We start from the raw sequence: 18014 nt of genomic DNA on the forward strand, positions 1-18014 counted from the left end.
GGAATGGCGAGTGACGCCGTGATCCGCGAGTTGACTGCGGCCGTTGCGCGAACTCCCGACGCCGTCGAACTACGGTTGCACCTCGTCGACCTCCTGATTCAGCAGGGCAGGTACACCGAGGCGCTCACCCACTGCAGCGCCGCGCTGGCCCAGGACGCCTCCAACGCCGCGGCGCTGAGCCTGTTGCAACGATGCACCGCCGGTCTGGCCACGGGCACCGTGACCGAGGCGCCGACGCCCAGCCCGAAGCCTGAGTTCAACTGGTCGGCCGCCGAGGAGGAGGTGTCCGACATCATCGGCCCCGCCTTCGTCGACGGTGACGCCGAGACCGCCGACGGGGTCGACGCCACCGACGTCGACGTGGTCCGACGCAGTGAGGTCACCCTCGCCGACGTCGCGGGCATGGAGGCGGTCAAACAGCGGCTCGAGGTGTCCCTGCTCGGACCCATCCGCAATCCCGAGCTGATGCGGGCCTACAAGGTCAACGCTCGCGGTGGCCTGCTGATGTACGGCCCGCCGGGGTGCGGCAAGACGTACCTGGCCAGGGCGGTGGCCGGCGAACTCGGGGCGAACTTCTACGCCGTCGGCATCGCGGACGTGCTGCAGCACTGGCTTGGCGACAGCGAACGCGCGCTCAACCGCATCTTCGACACGGCCCGCCGCAACGCGCCGTGCGTGCTGTTCTTCGACGAGGTGGACGCCCTTGGGCAGCGGCGCGCGGCGCTGAGCAACGGCTCGGGCCTTCGCGTCGTCGTCAACGCGCTTCTCGCCGAGCTGGATACCGCCACGTCGTCCAACGACGGCGTGTACGTGCTGGCGGCGACCAACATGCCCTGGGACGTCGACCCGGCGCTGCGTAGGCCCGGCCGGTTCGACCGGATGATCTTCGTCGGGCTGCCCGACACGGAGGCGCGCGCCGCCATCGTGCGGATGAATCTGCGCGACCGGCCGGTCGAGCGCATCGACCCCGCCTCCGTCGCGAAGCGGACCGACGGCTTCTCCGGTGCCGACATCGCCCACGTCTGCGACACCGCGACGCAGCTCGCGATGGCGGACTCGTTGAGGGCCGGAGAGGTCCGGCCGGTCCGCATGAGCGACGTCGACGCCGCGCTGGTGCAGATTCGTCCCAGTGCGGGCCCGTGGTTCGACACCGCGCGCAACGTCGTCGAATTCGCCAACGGCGACGGCACCTACGACGAGCTGGCCACCTATCTGCGCCGCAAGAAGATGCGTTGACCGCTGCCGGTGACACCGACGGCGTCGTCGCCCTCGCCACCGCGTACGCCGACGCCCGCAACCACGCCCGCGCCGAGGAGGTGCTGCGGGAGGCGCTGGTCACCGCCCCCGACAACGCGGTGCTGCTGGCGAACCTGGCGAGGGTGCAGGTGCTGACCCGGCAGTACGACGCCGCCGCTCGTAACGCCTATGCCGCACTGGCCATTTCGCCCGAGTACGGCTTTGCGATGCGGATCTACGCCGTCGCGCTCGACGCGGCGGGGCGGGTGGACCAAGCGCTGTACATGGCATGGCGCGGTGTCGCCGCCCAGCCCCGTGACCGCCTCGCCCACTTCGTGTACGCCGAGATGCTGCTGAAGGTCGGACGGCCTCATGACGCGCTCTTCGTGGTCGGCGAGGCGCTGCGGCTGGACCCCACCAGCGCCGACAGCCACGTCCTGCGCGGCCAGATCCTGGCCCGGCTTGGCAGGTCCGAGGAGTCGACCAGCGCGTATGAGCAAGCCCTGCAACTGGATCCGGCCAACGCGTCGGCCGTCCACAACATTGGCGTCAACCGCCTCGCCCGCAGCAAGTGGTCGGCGGCGTTGAGCGGGTTCCTCGGCGCCGCGAGGCTCGACCCGGATCTCGGCGACCTGGCGCGGCGCAACATCGGCATCACCCTGGCCCGGCTCCTGCGGCTGGCGACCGTGGGGGTGCTGGTCCTGGGTTGGGTGATCATCGTCAGCATTCCCGCCGTCGGGCAGGGCACCAGTCCCGACGTGGGTCACCGCATCGCCGTCGGTGTGTGCACGCTGGCGTTGCTGGCCTACGCGGGGTGGCTGAGCCGAGTCGTCCCGATGCGTACGTGGCGGTCGGTCCTGCGAACGCAGCGCCCGCTGGCGCTCCGGGTGGGGCTGCTCGTCGGTGCCATCCCCCTTGGCGTGCTCGCCGTCGTCAGCGGCGGTCTGACGGTGGTCGAGATCGTGGGCCCGGTGCTGCTGTTCGGCGCCGTCGTCGTGACGGTGGTCGCGCGGTTCGCAGGCGGCTAGTGCGGACGGGCGGTTACGAGCCGGGCGCGCGGACGACGGTCAGGCCCGCCGCGGTGAAGGGCTGCGTCTGCTCGTCGGTCGCCGACTCGTCGGTGACCAACGTCGTGCCCGGCGGGATCGGGGCCCACGCGTGGAACGGCCGGCTGCCCAACTTGCCGGCGTGAGCCAGGACGTAGACGGTGCCGGCCCGCTCGATCATCATCTCCTTGAGCCGGGTCTGTTCCAGCTCGGCCTCGCAGATGCCGAGGGTCGCGTTGACGGCGTCGGCGCCGAGGAAGGCGCGATCGAACGTCAGGCGTTGCAGGCTTGCCTCGGCGATGGGTCCGACGAATCCTTGGCTGAGGTGCCGCAGCGTTCCTCCGATGCACTCGACGCGGACGTCGTCGGCGTCGGCGAGCGCTTCGAGCGCGGTGAGGCCGGCGGCCACGACGGTGAGACCCGGTACGTCGCAGAGGTATTCACCCATGGCGCCCACGGTCGTACCGGCGTCGAGCAGAATCGTCTCGCCGGGTTGCACCTGTTGGGCGGCCCACCGCGCGATGTCGTGCTTCGCCTGATAGCCCTCCAGGGCGCGTTGGCGCAGCGACGATTCCGGCTGGCGGTCGAGCGCGATCGCGCCGCCGTAGGTTCTGGCGATGAGACCCTGGGACGTCAGCTGGCCCAGGTCCCGGCGGATGGTGGAGGCGGTCACGCCGAACTGCGCCGAGAGCTCCTCGACGCTCGCCAGACCGCTCGATCGCGCGAGATGCACGATCTCGGCGCGGCGCGCCTGTGAACCACGTACCGCCATGTGCTCTTCCCTAATCGACACTCATTGTGCTGCTTGCCATTTCAGCTGCCTGCCGCAGCGCCTCCACCATGCTACCGGCCTCGGCGATTCCCTTGCCCGCAATGTCGAAAGCGGTGCCGTGGTCGACTGAGGTGCGGATCACCGGCAACCCGACGGTGATGTTGACGCCCGACTCGAGCCCCAACACCTTGACCGGCCCGTGGCCCTGGTCGTGATACATCGCGACGATCAAGTCGTAGTCGCCGCGGCCGGCCAGGAAGAAGGCGGTGTCTGCGGGTAGCGGACCGTGGATGTCCATGCCCTCGGCGACGAGGAGCTCGACCGCGGGGATGATCTTCTCCTCTTCTTCGCCGTAGCCGAACAGTCCGTTCTCGCCGGCGTGCGGGTTGATCCCGCACACGCCGATCTTGGGGTGCGGCGTACCGGATCGCACCAACGCCTCGTGGCCGCGGCGAATGGTTCGCTCGACGAGGCCGGGCTCGATGCGCGCGACGGCGTCGATGAGCCCGATGTGCGTGGTCACGTGGATGACCTTCATCTTGGGTGTCGAGAGCATCATCGACACCTCCTCGATGCCGGTGAAGTAGGCGAGCAGTTCGGTGTGTCCCGGGAAGACGTGCCCCGCGGCGTGCAGTGCCTCCTTGTTGAGCGGTGCCGTGCAGATGGCCTGGACGTCGCCGCGGACGGCGAGTTCGGCTGCCACGCGAAGGTATTCGTAGGCGGCGTGGCCGGCGACGGCCGACAGCTCGCCCCATGGAAGATCGGCGGGCAGGAGGTCGAGGTCCACGACGTTGACGCGGCCCGGCGCCTTTTCTGCGGCGGCGACGTCGTCGATTCGGACGATCTCGACGTCGACGCCGAGCAGCTCCGCAGCCTGCGCCAGACGCTTGGCGTCGCCGATGACGATCGGGTCGCAGAAGCCCATGGCGGTGTCGTCGAGCAGGGCTCGGACGATGACCTCGGGCCCGATGCCCGCGCCGTCGCCCATGGTCACCGCGACGACGGGCAGGGGAGTGGTTCGTGTCAGGAGGGTCATGTCAGTGCCTTCGGTTGGGTGCGGACGGACGGGGTTTCGGCGAGGTAGCGCGCCACGGCGCTGAGACTGAACGGATCTCCGAAGCTGCCGGGCCTGGTGACGACGGTGCGTCCGTCGGATGCGATCGAGACGACGGCGCCGTGGTGCACCTGGTCCACCGGGTGCAGCGTGGTGAGCCCGACGGCGTCGACGACGGCCCGCGCCGTGGCTCCGCCGGTGAGCATCAGGTCGGGTCGACACTCGGCCTGTCCGGCCGCGACGAACCGGGCGAGTGCGGCCGACACGGCGTCACTGCGATCCGGGCGCACGGCACCGCGGACGGTGAGCACCACCGAGCCGTCACCGAGGGCGCGGGCGAGGTCGGCGGGATCGGCGGTGCCGTCGAGCAGGTGGTCGGCGTCCACGGCGAGGTGTCGGGTGCCGTTCCGCATCAGCTCGGTGACCTGTTGGGCCGCAGCGGGTTCCGCCGTGCCGACGACGGTGAGCAGAATCTGCGACGGCCGTCGCGACCCGGTGTCGCGTGGACCGGTCGGCAGCGTCCTCGCGACCGCGGCCGCCAGGGCGGAGGTGCCCATCAGTTGGGCGCCGGGAATCGAACGGCTGGCCGCGAGGATCAGGTCCAGATCGGCGTCGGTCGCGACGTCGCACACGGCGATCCGGCCACCGGTGGCCGCCTCCCGGAGACGGTCGGCGAGGTCCGCGGTGACGGTCGTCGACGCCGTCGGGCGGCCGAACACGTCGGCGATCGACGCCGGTGGGGACGACCGTTCGGCATGCCATGCCCGGGTCTGGTGCAGGGGGACGCCGTCGACGTGCAGGACGCCGGCGTGAACGGTGCGGCCGAGCGCGGGCAATGCCGCGGCGACGACGACCGGGCCACGCTCGGCGAGCACGTCGGCCCAGCCGCCGACGTGGCCGCGCAGCAGCGAGTCGACCTTCGCGACGACCAGAGCGTCGGGCGGGATCACCTCGAGTGCCGCCCGAACGGCGTTCTGCGCGTCGACCTTCGTCAGTGTGCGGGTGTTCAGGTCGACGACGGTGACGCCGTCGTGGCGGGCGGTGCGTGGGTCGAGGTGCAGGGTGGGCTGGGGTCGTCGGCCCAGGAAGGTGCTGGCCGCCTCGGCGGCGCCGGAGAGGTCGTCGGCCAGTACGGCGACGGCGGGGCAGGCGACCGAGTCAATCGTCACGGTTCAGCCCCCGTCCGTCATGTTGCGTGAAGTGCGCAACCAAGGGTAGCAAATATGCGTGTTTCGCGCATTAGTCATAGGGACGCCCCCGCGCATTGCACGATCGCCTGGCCGGTGACGTTGCGGCCGTCGGGCCCGAGGAGGAACCCGACGAGCCCCGCGACCTCGTCGGGTTGGATGAATCGTCCGAGCGGTGGCAGCTTCGGAGGCGTGTGCGCTCGTCCCGGGTCGGCGAGCATCGGGGTGTCGGTGGGGCCGGGGGCGACGACGTTGACGGTGATCCGACGGTCGACCAGTTCGGCCGCCCAGGACCGTGCCATCCCGGTGAGTGCTGACTTGGTGGCCACGTACTGACTCTTGCCCGCATTGCCCGTCATCGTGCGACTGCCGACGAGGACGACGCGAGCGCCGTCGCGCAGGCGCGGCGCCAGTGCGTTGACGAGCACTTCGGCCGCGCCCACGTGGACCCGCCACATCTGTAGTCCGCGTTCGGAATCCAGGTCACCGAGTGGGGCCGAGTGCTGCACGCCCGCGGCGTGGACGACGGCGTCGACCGCCCCGAGTTCCCTCGCCTGGGCGCCGAGCCGGGCAAAGTCGTCGAGGTCGACCTCGAGCCACGTGAAACGGTCGTGGTCGAAATGTGCTGCGCGTCTGCTCATTCCGATGACGTGCCAGCCCTCGGTCAGCAAGCGCGTCACGACGGCGGCGCCGATTCCAGAACTGGCGCCCGTGACGACGGCGGTTCTCGGCTCGGCCGTCATGACGGACCCGGTTCGAGCCACTCGTCGGTGAGTTCTACGTATTCGATCGCCTGACGGAACCGGGTGAAGGCGACGTGGAACGTCCCGCCGGCCGCGGTGATGGTCGGATACGAGAACTCTCGGTTCACTCCGTCGCGGGAATTGTTCGACAGGCAGTAGCCGTCGCCGACCTCGATGTTGCGTCGCGTCGGCCAGGTGACGCCGGCGTCGTCGGAGACGGCCAACGTCATCGGGGCACGCGGGGCGCCCCAGAAGGCGCGGCGGTCGTCGCCGTCGGACAGCTCGACGGATTCGAACTCGGGGGCGGCTCCGTCGGCCAGACCGTCGTCGTCGATCTCGTCGTAGAGCGAGGTGCGGCGCGCGGTGGCGTCGGCGGCGCTGGACTCGTTGAACACCAAGGCCAGCCGATCGTCCGGCAGCACCACGAATTGGATCGACGAATTGTTGTTGGGCAACTCGGTGGGGGCCGGCGCGCTCCACGTGTCGCCGTCGTCATGGGACGTGCTGCGGTAGACGTGGTCCGCCCATCGGCTGCGGTACAGCGCCACCAGGGTGCCGTCGGAGAGCCGGCCGATGTTCATGTGCACGCAGCCGGTGCTGTCCGGCACCGGCACCTCGCGCCACGTCAGCCCGGCGTCGTCGGAGATCATCACGCTGCTGTAGTCGCGGTCGCCCACCCACCGGCGCCCCGGCAGGCGGACGCAGTGGAAGATCGGCAGCAGCAGCCGTCCGCCCGGCAGCGTCACCATCGGTTGGCGGACGAAGACGCCGCCCTCGGCGGTCTCGGGCAGCAGGGTGTCGGTCGCACCCCAGGTGCGTCCGCCGTCATCCGAGATCCTGCGCAGTACGCGGGCGGTGTCCTGGTTGCCTGCGTGCTGCGACGTCCACAGCAACCACACGCGGCCCGAGGGTTCCACGTGCAGAACGGGATTCTGTTCCGAGCGGGTGGGGTCGTCGGAGAGCTGAACCGGATCCGACCAGTCCAACGCCCCGGCGTCCAATCGCGAGAACCACACGCTGATGTCGGGGACGCCCTCCTGGGTGCCCGAGAACCAGACGCATCCGAGTGACCCGTCGGGCAGGACCGCGAGATTGGCGGCGTGGTTCTGCACCCGGGGTGCCGGCAGGATGGCGTCGCGACGGCCGGGCTCCGAGGAGCTGCGCAGCACGCCGTCGGCCTGTGCGGTCGCAGCGGGAGTGGCATGTGGGCTCATGGTCTCAACCCTTCAGGGAGATCGCGGCGAGGTCATAGGAGTTCGTGGGGCGCAACGTCATTCCGTCGATCCGGGTGCGCCGGCCCAGTACGGCCTTCGGCACGAACGACCACATCATGGGGCAGGTGTCCCAGATCTTGCGCTGGGCGTCGGCCAGCAGTGCGGCGCGCCGGGCCGGGTCGGCGTCCTCCGATGCCTGCGTGATGATCGCGGTGATGTCCGGGAACAGGTACCCGTGATACGTGTCGCGGGTGGCCTCCTTCTCGGCGGTGCCCGCGTACATGCCCTGCATGATGGTCAACGCCAACCCCGTGGGGCTTGGGAACCCGTTGCCGAGCACGTCCCAGTCGCCCGCCTTGCCCTGGCGCCACTGGGCGATGTCGCCACCAGGCTCGAACTGCTGAAGCGTGGCCTGGACCCCCACCGCCGACAGCATCTGCACCACCGACTCCATGATGTCGGTGTCGGCGGCGAATTCGCCACTCTCCCAAATGATCTTGATCTTCAGGTTGCGCAACCCGAGTGCGTTCAGTTCCGACTTCGCACGATCCGGGTCGTAGACGTACTCACCGGTCTCGATCGCCCCGTCCAGGCTCAGTGGAATCACGCCGCGCGACGCCGTCGCCGACTTTTGCATGACGTTGTCGACCAGGGACGTGCCGTCGATGGCGTAGGTCAGCGCGCGGCGCACCTTGGCGTCGGCCATCGGGCTGTTGGGAGGCTTGCGGAAGTTGTAGAAGAGCTGGTTGAGCCGGACGCCGTCGGCACGGTCGATCGCCACGCCGGACAGTCCGGCGATCTGGTCGGTGGCGTCGGGGGTGATGGAGTCGATGACGTCGACCTCCCCGCTGCGCAGTGCGACGACGCGGCTCGACTCGTCGGGCATGAAGCGCACCCGCACGGACTCGACGAGGGGCGCTGCGGCCCAGTACTTCTCGTTGCGGACGAGCGTGTAGGTACCCGAGCCGCGGTCGGACTGGGTCACGACGTAGGGGCCGGTGCCGACGCCGGTCTGCAGGTCCTCGGGCACGTTCGCCGCGGCGGGGGTGATGAGGATGTTGGACATCAGGTAGTCCAGGACCGGGATCGGACGCTGCGTGTTGAGGGTGAAGCTGCTCTCGTCGATCTTCTCGACCGTGGGCCATTCCGGGAAGAACGTGCCGACGAACGATCCGCTGACCTGGCTGTACATCTTCAGTGCGGTCGCGACGTCGTCCACCTGCACCGGTGAGCCGTCCGAGTACCGGATGCCCGGCCGTAGATGCACGTACCACTGCGTGGGCGTGCGCAGCTGGAAGGCGTCGGCCAACACCAGTCGCGGCTTGAGGTTCTGGTCGATCTCGGTGAGCGCCTGGCGCACGGCCCGTTGCACGGTGAGCGCGGCGTCGTACTGGAGGAGCTTGTTGTCGAGGGTGACCAGCGACCGGTTCAGCGCGAGGCTCACCGTCGTCGGGCCGGGGCGTCCGGTGGGCGTCGCGCAGGCGGCAGCCGAGCCGACGGCCAGACCGGCGCCGAGCAGGAGGCTGGAGCGCAGGAGCGACCGCCGCGAAAACGGCTGGTGAAGAATGGGTTTGGTCACCGTCGACCTCCTGGCAGTGGTTTGGGGGCAGTCAGCACGTGGTCGAGGCTGGCGCTACGTGTGACGGCTGACACATGGCGACTGTAGGCCCAAATGCACACAACACGCAAGAACGAATTGGATCTTGCGCAAATCACGCAGTAGTGCCATTGTGAGCTGAGTAACAACACGGGCTGCAGCTCTGGGTCGTCATCGCCGATCCTCGGCAGCGCCGCAAGCGCTCGAAAGGTCGACGATGACGCAACAGCTTGCCCCGCCGCCACCGCAGGCGCCGACCCACGACTCCGTCGAACGCCGGGGAACGGGAAGGCCGCGCATCGGCGCGATGCCGCGCTACGTCGTCAAGCGACTCGGCCAGAGCGTGCTCACCGTCTTCCTCACGTTGACGACGGTGTTCGTGCTCATCCGGTTGGCGCCCGGCGACCCCGCCTACGCCATGGCAGGACCGCTGGCGAGTACCGAGGATCTGGCCCGCATCCGCGTCGACATGGGCCTCGACCAGTCCGTGTTCGTCCAATACTTGCGCTACCTGCAGGGTCTGCTCCACCTGGACCTGGGCACCTCGTACTCCTTCCAGGCGCCCGCCTTCGACGTCGTGCTGGACCGCCTGCCCTACACGATCACGCTGTCGGTCGCCGCCATCGTGCTGACCACGATCGTGGCGGTGCCCCTGGGGGTCTGGATGGCGCGCCGCGCGGACACCCGCCGCGAACTCGCCGCCAACGCGGTGACGATCGCCGGACAGTCGATGCCGGACTTCTGGACCGGCCTCATGCTGATCACCCTGTTCGCCGTCCTCGTCCCGGTGTTCCCGGCCGCCGGCTTCACCACGTGGTCGAGTCTGGTGCTCCCGACGGTGACCATCGCCGTCCTGCAGATCGCCCTGATCTCCCGCATGGTGCGCCGCGAAATGGTCGGCGCGTTCGCCTCGCCGTATGTCACCGTCGGCCGCTCCCGCGGCGTCTCGGAACGAGAACTGATCTGGCGCTACTCGATGCGCAACTCTGCGATCCCGGTGTTGACGGCCCTGGGCACCCGCTTCGCCTCGATGCTCAACGGCGTCGTGGTCGTCGAGGTGGTCTTCGCCTGGCCCGGTGTCGGATCACTGGTGGTGCGCGCCCTCGAGACCCGCGACTACCCGCTGATCCAGGCCACCGTCCTGGTCACCGCGGTGCTCGCGGTCGTCGTCCAGCTCCTCGTCGACCTCTGCTATCCGCTTCTGGACCCGCGGGTCCGGCTCGGGAAGGGAACGTCCAAATGACCACCGTGATCGAGGCCCCCGAACAGCCGCGTCCCAGCGCCGTCACCCCCCGCGACGTCGCGACCGCCGGCGCCACCCGCCGCGCGCGAGACAGCCGGGTGAAGATCTGGGTCGGCAGCGTCGCCGCACTGGTGGTCATCGCGCCGGTCGCCCTCGCCAGGGTGCTGCCGCTGCCCTCACCCGACACCACCGACTTGGCCGCCCGCCGACTGCCGCCGTTGACCGACGGGCACCTGTTCGGCACCGACCAGCTGGGCCGCGACCTGTTGGCCCGAGTCCTGTTCGGCGGTCAGGTCTCCCTGGCCATCGGCGTGCTCGCCGTCGTCGTGTCCGGCCTCATCGGTCTGACGCTCGGGGCGATCGCCGGGTACCGCGGGGGATGGGCCGACACCATCGTCAGCCGGCTGCTGGAGGCGCAGCTGTCGCTGCCGCTGCTCATGATGCTGCTGCTCGTAGTGGCGCTCTTCGGACCGTCGATCCCGGTGATCACCTTCGTGATCGCGATCGCGCAGTGGCCCGAGATCGCCCGGCTCACCCGATCGCTCACCCTCGTCGAACGCGAAAAACCCTACATCGCAGCGGCTCACGTGCTGGGCCTCGGCCATACCGCGATCCTGCTGCGCCACGTGATCCCCAACATCATCAAACAGGTGTCGCTGGTGGTTCTGTTGCTGCTGGCGCAGGCGGTGCTGCTGGAGAGCGCGCTGAGCTACCTCGGCGCCGGACCGCAACGCCCCTTCGCCACCTGGGGCCGCATCATCTCCGACGGGCAGGACTACGTGACCACGTCATGGTGGCTGGTCACGCTGCCCGGGTTGGTGATCGCCTTGCTCGTCGTCGGAGTCAACCTCCTCGGCGACGGACTTCGCGACCGCAGCGGCCGCTCCAAGACCGGTCTGCTGAGCCGATTCTCGCTGCGCAAGAAGGAGATCTGACATGGCCGGCCTGCTCAGCGTCGACGAACTGCAGATAGAGCTGATCACCGCCAACGGCGTCGTCCGGGCCGTCGACGGGGTGTCCTTCCGCATCGACGCCGGCGAGACGGTCACCATCATCGGCGAATCCGGCTCCGGCAAGTCGACCACCGCGATGGGCGTGCTCGGCCTGCTGCCGAGCGACCTGGCCGTGCTGTCCGGCGCGGCCACGTTCCAGGACTGCGACATCCTCGGCAAGCCCAAGGCGCTGCAGAAGGTGCGGGGCAAGCACATCGCGTTGATCCCGCAGGACCCGATGACCGCGCTGAGCCCGGTGCACACCGTCGGAGCGCAACTACGAGACGCCATCCGCCACAGCGGAGTCCGCGGCAGGGTGAACCAGAACGCCCGTGCGGTCGAACTGCTCGAACAGGTTAAGATCACCAATCCCGCCGGCCAATTGTCGAAGTACCCGCACCAACTCTCGGGCGGCATGCTGCAGCGCGTGCTCATCGCGGCGGCGCTGGCGGCGGGACCCGAACTGATCGTCGCCGACGAGCCCACCAGCGCGCTGGACGTCACCGTGCAGGCCTCGATCCTGGACCTGCTGCTAGAACTCCAAGAGCGCACCGGGGTCGGAATACTGCTCATCACCCACGATCTCGGCGTCGCCAGGCTGATGTCGGACCGCATCTTCGTGATGAAGAGCGGCCGGTTCGTCGAAAGCGGCGACGCCGAGGAACTGCTGCGCCACCCGCGCGACGCGTACACCAAGCGACTGCTCGACGCCGTGCCGCGTCTCGAGCCCGTTCAGACGGGAGTCCCCGCATGACCGCCCCCCTGCTCGAAGTAGAGAACCTGGTCGTCGAGTATCCGGTCGCCAACGGCGTGTTCCGCGCGCTCGACGCGGTCAGCTTCTCCGTCGACGCCGGGTCGACGCTGGCCGTCGTCGGCGAGTCCGGATGCGGCAAGTCGACGCTCGCGAAGGCCATCGTCCGGCTGCTCACGCCGACGTCGGGTGCCATCAGGTTCGACGGCGTCGACGTCTCGCGAATGTCGGAGAAGGCGTTGCGGCCGTTCCGTTCCCGCATCCAGATGGTGTTCCAGGATCCCTTCGGCTCGCTGGATCCGCACCTGAGCGCCGTCGACATCGTGGGAGAACCCCTGCGGCTGCAGGGAATCCGCAATCGCGGGACGCGCGACGCGAAGGCGGCGGCGCTCATCGACCGGGTCGGACTCCCGGCGACGGCACTGCACCGCAAGCCCGCCGAGTTCTCCGGCGGCCAGCGCCAGCGCATCGGCATCGCGAGGGCACTCGCCAGCGGACCCGACCTGCTGGTGTGCGACGAGGCGACCAGCGCGCTGGACGTCTCCGTCCAGGCTCAGGTGCTCGACCTGCTTCGCGAAATCAAGCGGGACACCGGGTTGACGTATCTGTTCATCTCGCACAACCTCGGCGTCGTGCGCGAGATCAGCGACACCATCGTCGTGATGCGTGGTGGCCGCATCCTCGAACGCGGTCCCACCGCCGAGGTGCTGGCCCGTCCACGGGAGCCGTACACCCGGGCGCTGCGCGCTGCGGCGCTCGACCCGACCACCATGGTGGGAATCAAACCGCGCAGCGTCGTCGCCCAGGGAGTCGCATCATGACCGAACTCGACCTGTCCGGACTGGTGTTGGGCACCATGACCTTTGGTGACACCGTGGACGCCGCCGGTGCGGAGGCGATGCTGGACGCCGCGCTGGAGGCCGGCATCACCCACGTCGACACCGCCAACGGGTACGCGGGCGGCGAGTCGGAACGCATGCTGGCGGCCTTGCTGGGCCCGCGGCGAGACCGAGTCACGCTGGCCACCAAGGCGGGCATGCCGCACCCGGACGCCGAGGGGCACTCGCCGTTGTCGGCCCGCGGCCTGCGCGCCAGCCTCGAGGGCAGCCTCACGCGGCTGGGCACCGAACACGTCGAACTGTTCTACCTTCATCAGCCCGACCGGGCCGCCCCGCTGGCGGAGACGTTGACCACCGTCGCGGAACTGGTGTCCGAGGGCAAGATCGGCGCCTTCGGGGTGTCCAACTTCGCGGCCTGGCAGATTGCCCAGGTCAACCACCTCGCCGACGGCATTGGCATGGCCAGACCCGTTGTCGCACAGCAACTCTACAATCTACTGGCCCGCCGGATCGAGGAGGAGTACGTCGAGTTCGCCGCGGTGACCGGCCTGGTGACGATGGTGTACAACCCGCTGGGCGGCGGCCTGCTCACCGGGCGGCACTCCTTCGACGAATCGCCCACCGACGGGCGCTTCGGCGATTCGCGGCTGGCGGCGATGTACAAGGAAAGGTATTGGAACACCGCCATCTTCGACGCCGTCGAGCAGTTGTCGGTGATCGCGGAGAAGGCCGGCATACCGCTCACCGAGCTCGCGCTACGGTGGCTGGTGTCCAAGCCCGCCACCGGCCCGGTACTGCTGGGCGGATCGAAGGTCGAGCACCTGCGGGCCAACGTCGCCGCCGTCGCCAAGGGCCCGCTGGAGCCCGACGTGCTCGACGCCTGCGACGACGTCGGCGCCGCGCTACGGGGCCCGATGCCGAACTACAACCGTTAACCCGAGAGGTCGCTCCACATGAGTGCACGTGAATTCGCCGCCCGCCTGCGCAACCGGGAACGCATCCTGGGGTACTGGTCGGTGCTGGACTGCCCGGTCGCCACGGAGTGGCTCGCCTACGTCGGTTGGGACTACCTCGCGCTGGACCTGCAACACGGTCTGATCGGGTACTCGGGCATGTTGTCGGGGCTGACGGCCGTCGACGCCGCGGGCGGACCGGTGGGCCTGGTGCGGGTCGAGGCGAACGACCCCACACCGATCGGACGTGCGTTGGACGCCGGCGCGGCAGGGGTGATCGTGCCGTTGGTCGACGACGCGGCCGGAGCGGCCAGGGCGGTCGCCGCGGCCACCTACCCGCCGACCGGGATCCGGTCCTACGGTCCGATGCGCTCGCAGCTGCGGATCGGGCCGGTTCCGGCGGAGGCCGACCGCGACACCGTCGTGCTGGCGATGATCGAGACGCCCGAGGGCCTGGCCAACGTCGAGGAGATCTGCGCCGTGGCCGGCCTGGACGGGGTGTACGTGGGCCCGTCGGATCTGCGACTGGCCGTGGGAGGGGCGCATCCCCAGGATCCGGCGGTGGCCGACGAGTTCGAGGCCGCGGTGACCCGGGTCCGGGAGGCCGCCGCGGCCGCCGGCGTCGCGGCGGGCATTCACACCCCCGACGGTGCGGTGGCGGCACGCCGCCTGGCGGAGGGGTTCACGTTCGCGTCGGTGGCGTCGGACCTGACCCACCTCAAGGCCGCGTCCGCCGCGCACCTCAAGGCCGCGACCGGCGGCTGACACCCGGGAATCAATCGCCGGCCGATCGCGCTGAAGGCGGTACGATGAACGTCCTGCTGAAGTTCGGCAGGGGTGCGAGGGGCTGAACGGTTTCGACTTCGCGCATCGAATCAAGGGAAGCGTGCCGGTGCAGGCAAGAGACCACCGAAAGCGTCGTTGCAACCAATTAAGCGCCGATTCCAATCAGCGCGACTACGCCCTCGCTGCCTAAGCGACGGTGTGTCCGTCAGACCGAGAGAGCCCTCGACTCGGACCCTGGCGTCATCTAGAGGGACAAACCCATACGTCCGGTCGCGGGATGTACGGGGACATCAAACAGCGACTGGGATCGTCATCTCGTCTCGTCCGCGTGAACGGGAGATCCAAGTAGAGACATAGCGGACTGCGCACGGAGAAGCCTCGAGGGAATGCCGTAGGACCCGGGTTCGATTCCCGGCAGCTCCACCGTTTGACCAGCAGGCCGGATGACACATCCGGCCTGCTTGTCGTCTTCCTGGGTTCAGTTCACCTCAGCGGGCCGCGTTCGCATTCGCTGAAAACGCTGAATACGCCCACGGATGGTGCGTATCACCTGGCTGAGGGTAGATTCGAAACATGCCACCTCGTTGCGGGCGTAGCTCGCGGCCGACGAATGCGCGGTCCGCGGGCCGCTGGGCCGGTCGTACCGCGGCTGTATTGGTCGTCGTCGCCGTTCAGCAGCTGAGTCCTCGCGCTCTCCCGGTTGCGTCGGCCGCCGACTGCGCCGACGCCGAGGTCGTGTTTGCCAGGGGCACGGACGAGCCCAAGGGCCTCGGCGTCGTCGGCGACGCCTTCGTCGACTCGCTGCGCGCGCAGGCCGATGGCATGAACATCGCGTCGTACGGGGTCGACTACGACGCGGGCAAGCTGCAGCTGGGCACTGGCGACGGCGCCAAGGACGTGATCAAGCACGTCAAATCCATGGCGGCCTCGTGCCCCGACACCAAGATCGTGCTGGGCGGGTACTCGCAGGGCGCGGACGTCGTCAACATCGTCGCAGGCAATCCCATCGTCGGCATCGCATGGGGAGATGCACTCCCGTCTTCGATGGCGGTCAACATCGCGGCGATCGCCACCTTCGGAAACGTCGCGAACCGCTCGGGTACCAAGCTGCCTTCCCAATCCACGATGTTCGCCGGCAAGGCGATCGACCTCTGCAACCCCGCCGATCCGATTTGTCACGCAGGCCCTGGAAACGCATGGAGCGGGCATACCGACGGCTACGTTCCCGTGTACACCACGCAGGCGGCGGATTTCGCCGCCGCCAAACTGTTGGCTGGTAGGGCCCCATTGGGACCCACTCTCGGACCGCCGTCGGCGTATGGACAGCCGCCGGGATCCGTCCCGGATGCGCCGATCTATGCCTCGCCGCCACAGGGCACCGATCACATGCCGCCGGGATATCAGCAATCGCCCGCCTACACCTCGTCCGAACCGGGGTATGCCCCTTCGGTCGTGGCCGGCCTGCCCTGACGAACCCATGCGGGCAGCGGCCGGTCACACCCGAGCCGTCACCTCTTGCAGGGCACGGTCGAGGTTGCTCAGTGCCCTGACGGCGCCGCGCACGGGTCCCGGCGGGATGTCCGCCGTGCCCGCCACGGTCAAGATGACGGCATTGGTGGCCTTGTCCGTCCGCTCGACCGCGGCGCCGTCGACCACCCGTTTCACCGCGTCGACGGTCTCGCAGACGTGCGCGGCGGCATCGCGCAGCGCGGCGGCCGTCGCCTCCGCGGGAGCGGTGTCGGCGTCGGCCCGGGCGGCGTTCACGCCGGCCCTGGCCAGGGCGTGGGCCGATCGGTTGCTCACCTGCAACCCGCGCAGCAGGCGTTGAACCCCGCGTCGGCTGCGTACCGCAGGTCCCATCTGCAGCGGCTTGCCCGCCGTGACCACGGCCTGCAGGGCGTTATCGAGTCGCCTGGTCTCGGCCACCAGATCGGTCTCCCCGCCGGGCGCCACCACCGACGCGGTCGCCACGTCGATCAGATCGGTCATCCGTTGTAGGTACACGTCGACCTTCTCGACGAAGTTGGCGCGGGTCCCGGTCGAGAAGATGAAGTACGCCGACGCGATGCCGACCACGCCGCCCACCGCGGTCTCGGCGATGCGCAGCTCCAACACCTGGACGCTGAAGTCGCCGAGCAGGCCGTAGAGCATCGCCAGCAGCACGGTGACGAAGAACGTCAACCACGCGTAGGCGACCGTGACGAGGTAGAACGCGCAGAACACGCACGCCACCAGGACGATCATCTGAACCAGCGGGTGGTGCCCGACCAGGGTGGCCAGCAGGACGCCCGCCACGACGCCGGCGATGGTGCCCACGATGCGATGCCCGACGCGCGTCAGGATCTCACCGCGCGTCGAGACCCCGGTGAAGACCAGGAACGCGGTCAGCACCGCCCAGTACCACCGATCGGGTGACACCAGTTCGCCGAGAATCGTCGCGGCGCTGGTGGCGACCGCGACCTGAATGGCCGCCTTGGTACTGGGGTCGAGCCCACGGTCGGCGTCGTCGTCCGGGGTCTGCGGCTCGGGTTCGGCGGCCTCGGAGGCGCCGAGGGCGTTGGTGGTGATGTGGTGGATCGCCAGGTGGGCCTGGGCGGCACGGAAGGCGACGACGGTCGCGATGCCCTCGGTGCTCGACAGGTCGGCACGGTCGGATGCGGCGGCGGCACTCTTGCGGGCCGCCCGCAGTTCGTCCTCGGAGGGATGGTTCCACAGGCACACCCGGACGGCGGCGACCGCGTCTCGCAGACCCGGTGGCCACGAGCTGGCCGGCCCCAGCGACCACAACATGCTCGCCACCTGCTCCATGGCGATCTGCGCGTCGAACACCCTCAGGGCGAGGTCGTCACTGGTGACGTTCAGCGACTGGGCGGCGTCGTGGCGGTCGAGCCAGTCGTCGATCATGAGCGCGGTCTCACCCAGGCGGTCCAACCGACGCCGAAGCTCGGCGAGGTCGAACTCGTCGGGGTTCGTCGCCACGTCCAGCACCGCCGACGACGCCGCGCGCAATGCCCGCACGAGGCGCTGCACCTCGACCGCCGGCCGGTCCGGAAGGATCAGCGTGCGCACCAGCAGGGTGGCGCTCAACCCGATGACGATTGCCACGGCGAGCACCGGTATCTGACTGGGCGTGGCACGCAGGAACAGCGCGAAGAAGTAGGAGATGAACGCGACCATTCCCAGTGCGTTGCCCCGGGGACCGAAGCGCCGGACCCACACCGCGCCGAACAAGACGGCGATGAAGCCGACGTCGGCCACCTTGCCGAAGTGGCTCAACGTCGCGGCCAACGACACGGCGGCCACGGCCGGGAAGAAGAGCAGCAGGGTGGTGACGACGCGGCTGTGTTGTTGGCGGTCCTTGACCGCGGCCGCGGACTGCATCGCCACGATCGTGCCGAGCATGGCCACGGTGATCGGCTGACCGGCGACGGTGATGAAGCCGAACGAGGCGGTCAGGGCCAAGACGAGGGCCAGCGTGGTCGTCGCGGCGCTGCGCAGGCGCAGTCGGCCGGGGTCGGAGTCGACCAGCAATCTCCTGATGGCCCCCCGATCAGCCACCAGATGCATCGCTCGATTGTGCGGCACGCAGCTGCGAGGACCG

16 protein-coding genes and 1 other RNA gene are annotated in these 18014 nt (G+C 69.3%); 10 read left to right on the top strand and 7 right to left on the bottom strand.

Annotated elements, in window-relative coordinates:
- Positions 1 to 3 precede the first annotated feature (3 nt).
- Both H7J06_RS10245 and H7J06_RS10250 read left to right on the top strand, forming a co-directional pair.
- The gene (locus tag H7J06_RS10245; RefSeq protein WP_264038650.1) at positions 4 to 1236 is read left to right on the top strand and encodes an AAA family ATPase; all 1233 of its coding nucleotides are present in this window, start codon (positions 4 to 6) and stop codon (positions 1234 to 1236) included.
- Complete coding sequence (locus tag H7J06_RS10250) at positions 1233 to 2264, top strand: tetratricopeptide repeat protein (RefSeq protein ID WP_264038651.1); 1032 nt, start codon at positions 1233 to 1235, stop codon at positions 2262 to 2264. The genes H7J06_RS10245 and H7J06_RS10250 overlap by 4 nt, the downstream gene beginning before the upstream one ends.
- Positions 2265 to 2277: 13 nt before the next feature.
- Here H7J06_RS10250 and H7J06_RS10255 read toward each other — a convergent pair whose 3' ends face one another.
- The 6 genes from H7J06_RS10255 to H7J06_RS10280 all read right to left on the bottom strand — a co-directional run bounded on the left by H7J06_RS10255 (position 2278) and on the right by H7J06_RS10280 (position 8831).
- Positions 2278 to 3054 (bottom strand): DeoR/GlpR family DNA-binding transcription regulator, encoded by a 777-nt coding sequence (locus H7J06_RS10255; protein ID WP_264038653.1) that lies wholly within the window; start codon positions 3052 to 3054, stop codon positions 2278 to 2280.
- A gap of 10 nt (positions 3055 to 3064) precedes the next feature.
- Positions 3065 to 4090: a 4-hydroxythreonine-4-phosphate dehydrogenase PdxA gene (pdxA, locus tag H7J06_RS10260; protein ID WP_264038655.1), complete on the bottom strand. Its 1026-nt coding sequence runs from the start codon at positions 4088 to 4090 to the stop codon at positions 3065 to 3067.
- A complete protein-coding gene (locus H7J06_RS10265; RefSeq protein WP_264038657.1) occupies positions 4087 to 5277 on the bottom strand; it encodes a four-carbon acid sugar kinase family protein in 1191 nt (396 codons plus the stop codon). The genes pdxA and H7J06_RS10265 overlap by 4 nt, the downstream gene beginning before the upstream one ends.
- 74 nt (positions 5278 to 5351) lie before the next feature.
- Positions 5352 to 6038 carry an SDR family NAD(P)-dependent oxidoreductase gene (locus H7J06_RS10270; RefSeq protein WP_264038658.1) on the bottom strand — a complete coding sequence of 229 codons (687 nt, stop codon included), beginning with the start codon at positions 6036 to 6038 and terminating at the stop codon, positions 5352 to 5354.
- Entirely contained in the window at positions 6035 to 7252 is a 1218-nt protein-coding gene (locus H7J06_RS10275) for a sialidase family protein (protein ID WP_264038659.1), read from the bottom strand. The genes H7J06_RS10270 and H7J06_RS10275 overlap by 4 nt, the downstream gene beginning before the upstream one ends.
- A gap of 4 nt (positions 7253 to 7256) precedes the next feature.
- Complete coding sequence (locus H7J06_RS10280; protein WP_264038660.1) at positions 7257 to 8831, bottom strand: ABC transporter substrate-binding protein; 1575 nt, start codon at positions 8829 to 8831, stop codon at positions 7257 to 7259.
- A gap of 325 nt (positions 8832 to 9156) precedes the next feature.
- Between H7J06_RS10280 and H7J06_RS10285 the strand changes: the two genes are divergently transcribed.
- From H7J06_RS10285 to H7J06_RS10320, 8 genes are all read left to right on the top strand, one after another.
- Positions 9157 to 10092 carry an ABC transporter permease gene (locus H7J06_RS10285; RefSeq protein ID WP_308205756.1) on the top strand — a complete coding sequence of 312 codons (936 nt, stop codon included), beginning with the start codon at positions 9157 to 9159 and terminating at the stop codon, positions 10090 to 10092.
- Complete coding sequence (locus tag H7J06_RS10290; protein ID WP_264038662.1) at positions 10089 to 11027, top strand: ABC transporter permease; 939 nt, start codon at positions 10089 to 10091, stop codon at positions 11025 to 11027. The genes H7J06_RS10285 and H7J06_RS10290 overlap by 4 nt, the downstream gene beginning before the upstream one ends.
- 1 nt (position 11028) lies before the next feature.
- Positions 11029 to 11838 carry an ABC transporter ATP-binding protein gene (locus H7J06_RS10295; protein WP_264038663.1) on the top strand — a complete coding sequence of 270 codons (810 nt, stop codon included), beginning with the start codon at positions 11029 to 11031 and terminating at the stop codon, positions 11836 to 11838.
- Positions 11835 to 12656: an ATP-binding cassette domain-containing protein gene (locus H7J06_RS10300; protein WP_264038670.1), complete on the top strand. Its 822-nt coding sequence runs from the start codon at positions 11835 to 11837 to the stop codon at positions 12654 to 12656. The genes H7J06_RS10295 and H7J06_RS10300 overlap by 4 nt, the downstream gene beginning before the upstream one ends.
- A complete protein-coding gene (locus H7J06_RS10305) occupies positions 12653 to 13609 on the top strand; it encodes an aldo/keto reductase (RefSeq protein WP_264038671.1) in 957 nt (318 codons plus the stop codon). The genes H7J06_RS10300 and H7J06_RS10305 overlap by 4 nt, the downstream gene beginning before the upstream one ends.
- Positions 13610 to 13627: 18 nt before the next feature.
- The gene (locus tag H7J06_RS10310) at positions 13628 to 14392 is read left to right on the top strand and encodes an HpcH/HpaI aldolase family protein (protein WP_264038672.1); all 765 of its coding nucleotides are present in this window, start codon (positions 13628 to 13630) and stop codon (positions 14390 to 14392) included.
- Between the two features lie 78 nt (positions 14393 to 14470).
- Positions 14471 to 14839, top strand: a transfer-messenger RNA (tmRNA) gene (ssrA, locus tag H7J06_RS10315).
- A gap of 147 nt (positions 14840 to 14986) precedes the next feature.
- The gene (locus tag H7J06_RS10320; protein ID WP_264038673.1) at positions 14987 to 15883 is read left to right on the top strand and encodes a cutinase family protein; all 897 of its coding nucleotides are present in this window, start codon (positions 14987 to 14989) and stop codon (positions 15881 to 15883) included.
- A 24-nt stretch (positions 15884 to 15907) separates the two neighbouring features.
- Here H7J06_RS10320 and H7J06_RS10325 read toward each other — a convergent pair whose 3' ends face one another.
- On the bottom strand, positions 15908 to 17980 hold the full coding sequence (locus H7J06_RS10325) for an FUSC family protein (protein ID WP_264038675.1): 2073 nt from the start codon (positions 17978 to 17980) through the stop codon (positions 15908 to 15910).
- Between the last annotated feature and the right edge of the window lie 34 nt (positions 17981 to 18014).

It is taken from the genome of Mycolicibacterium hodleri (assembly GCF_025822245.1).
Classification (GTDB): domain Bacteria; phylum Actinomycetota; class Actinomycetes; order Mycobacteriales; family Mycobacteriaceae; genus Mycobacterium; species Mycobacterium hodleri.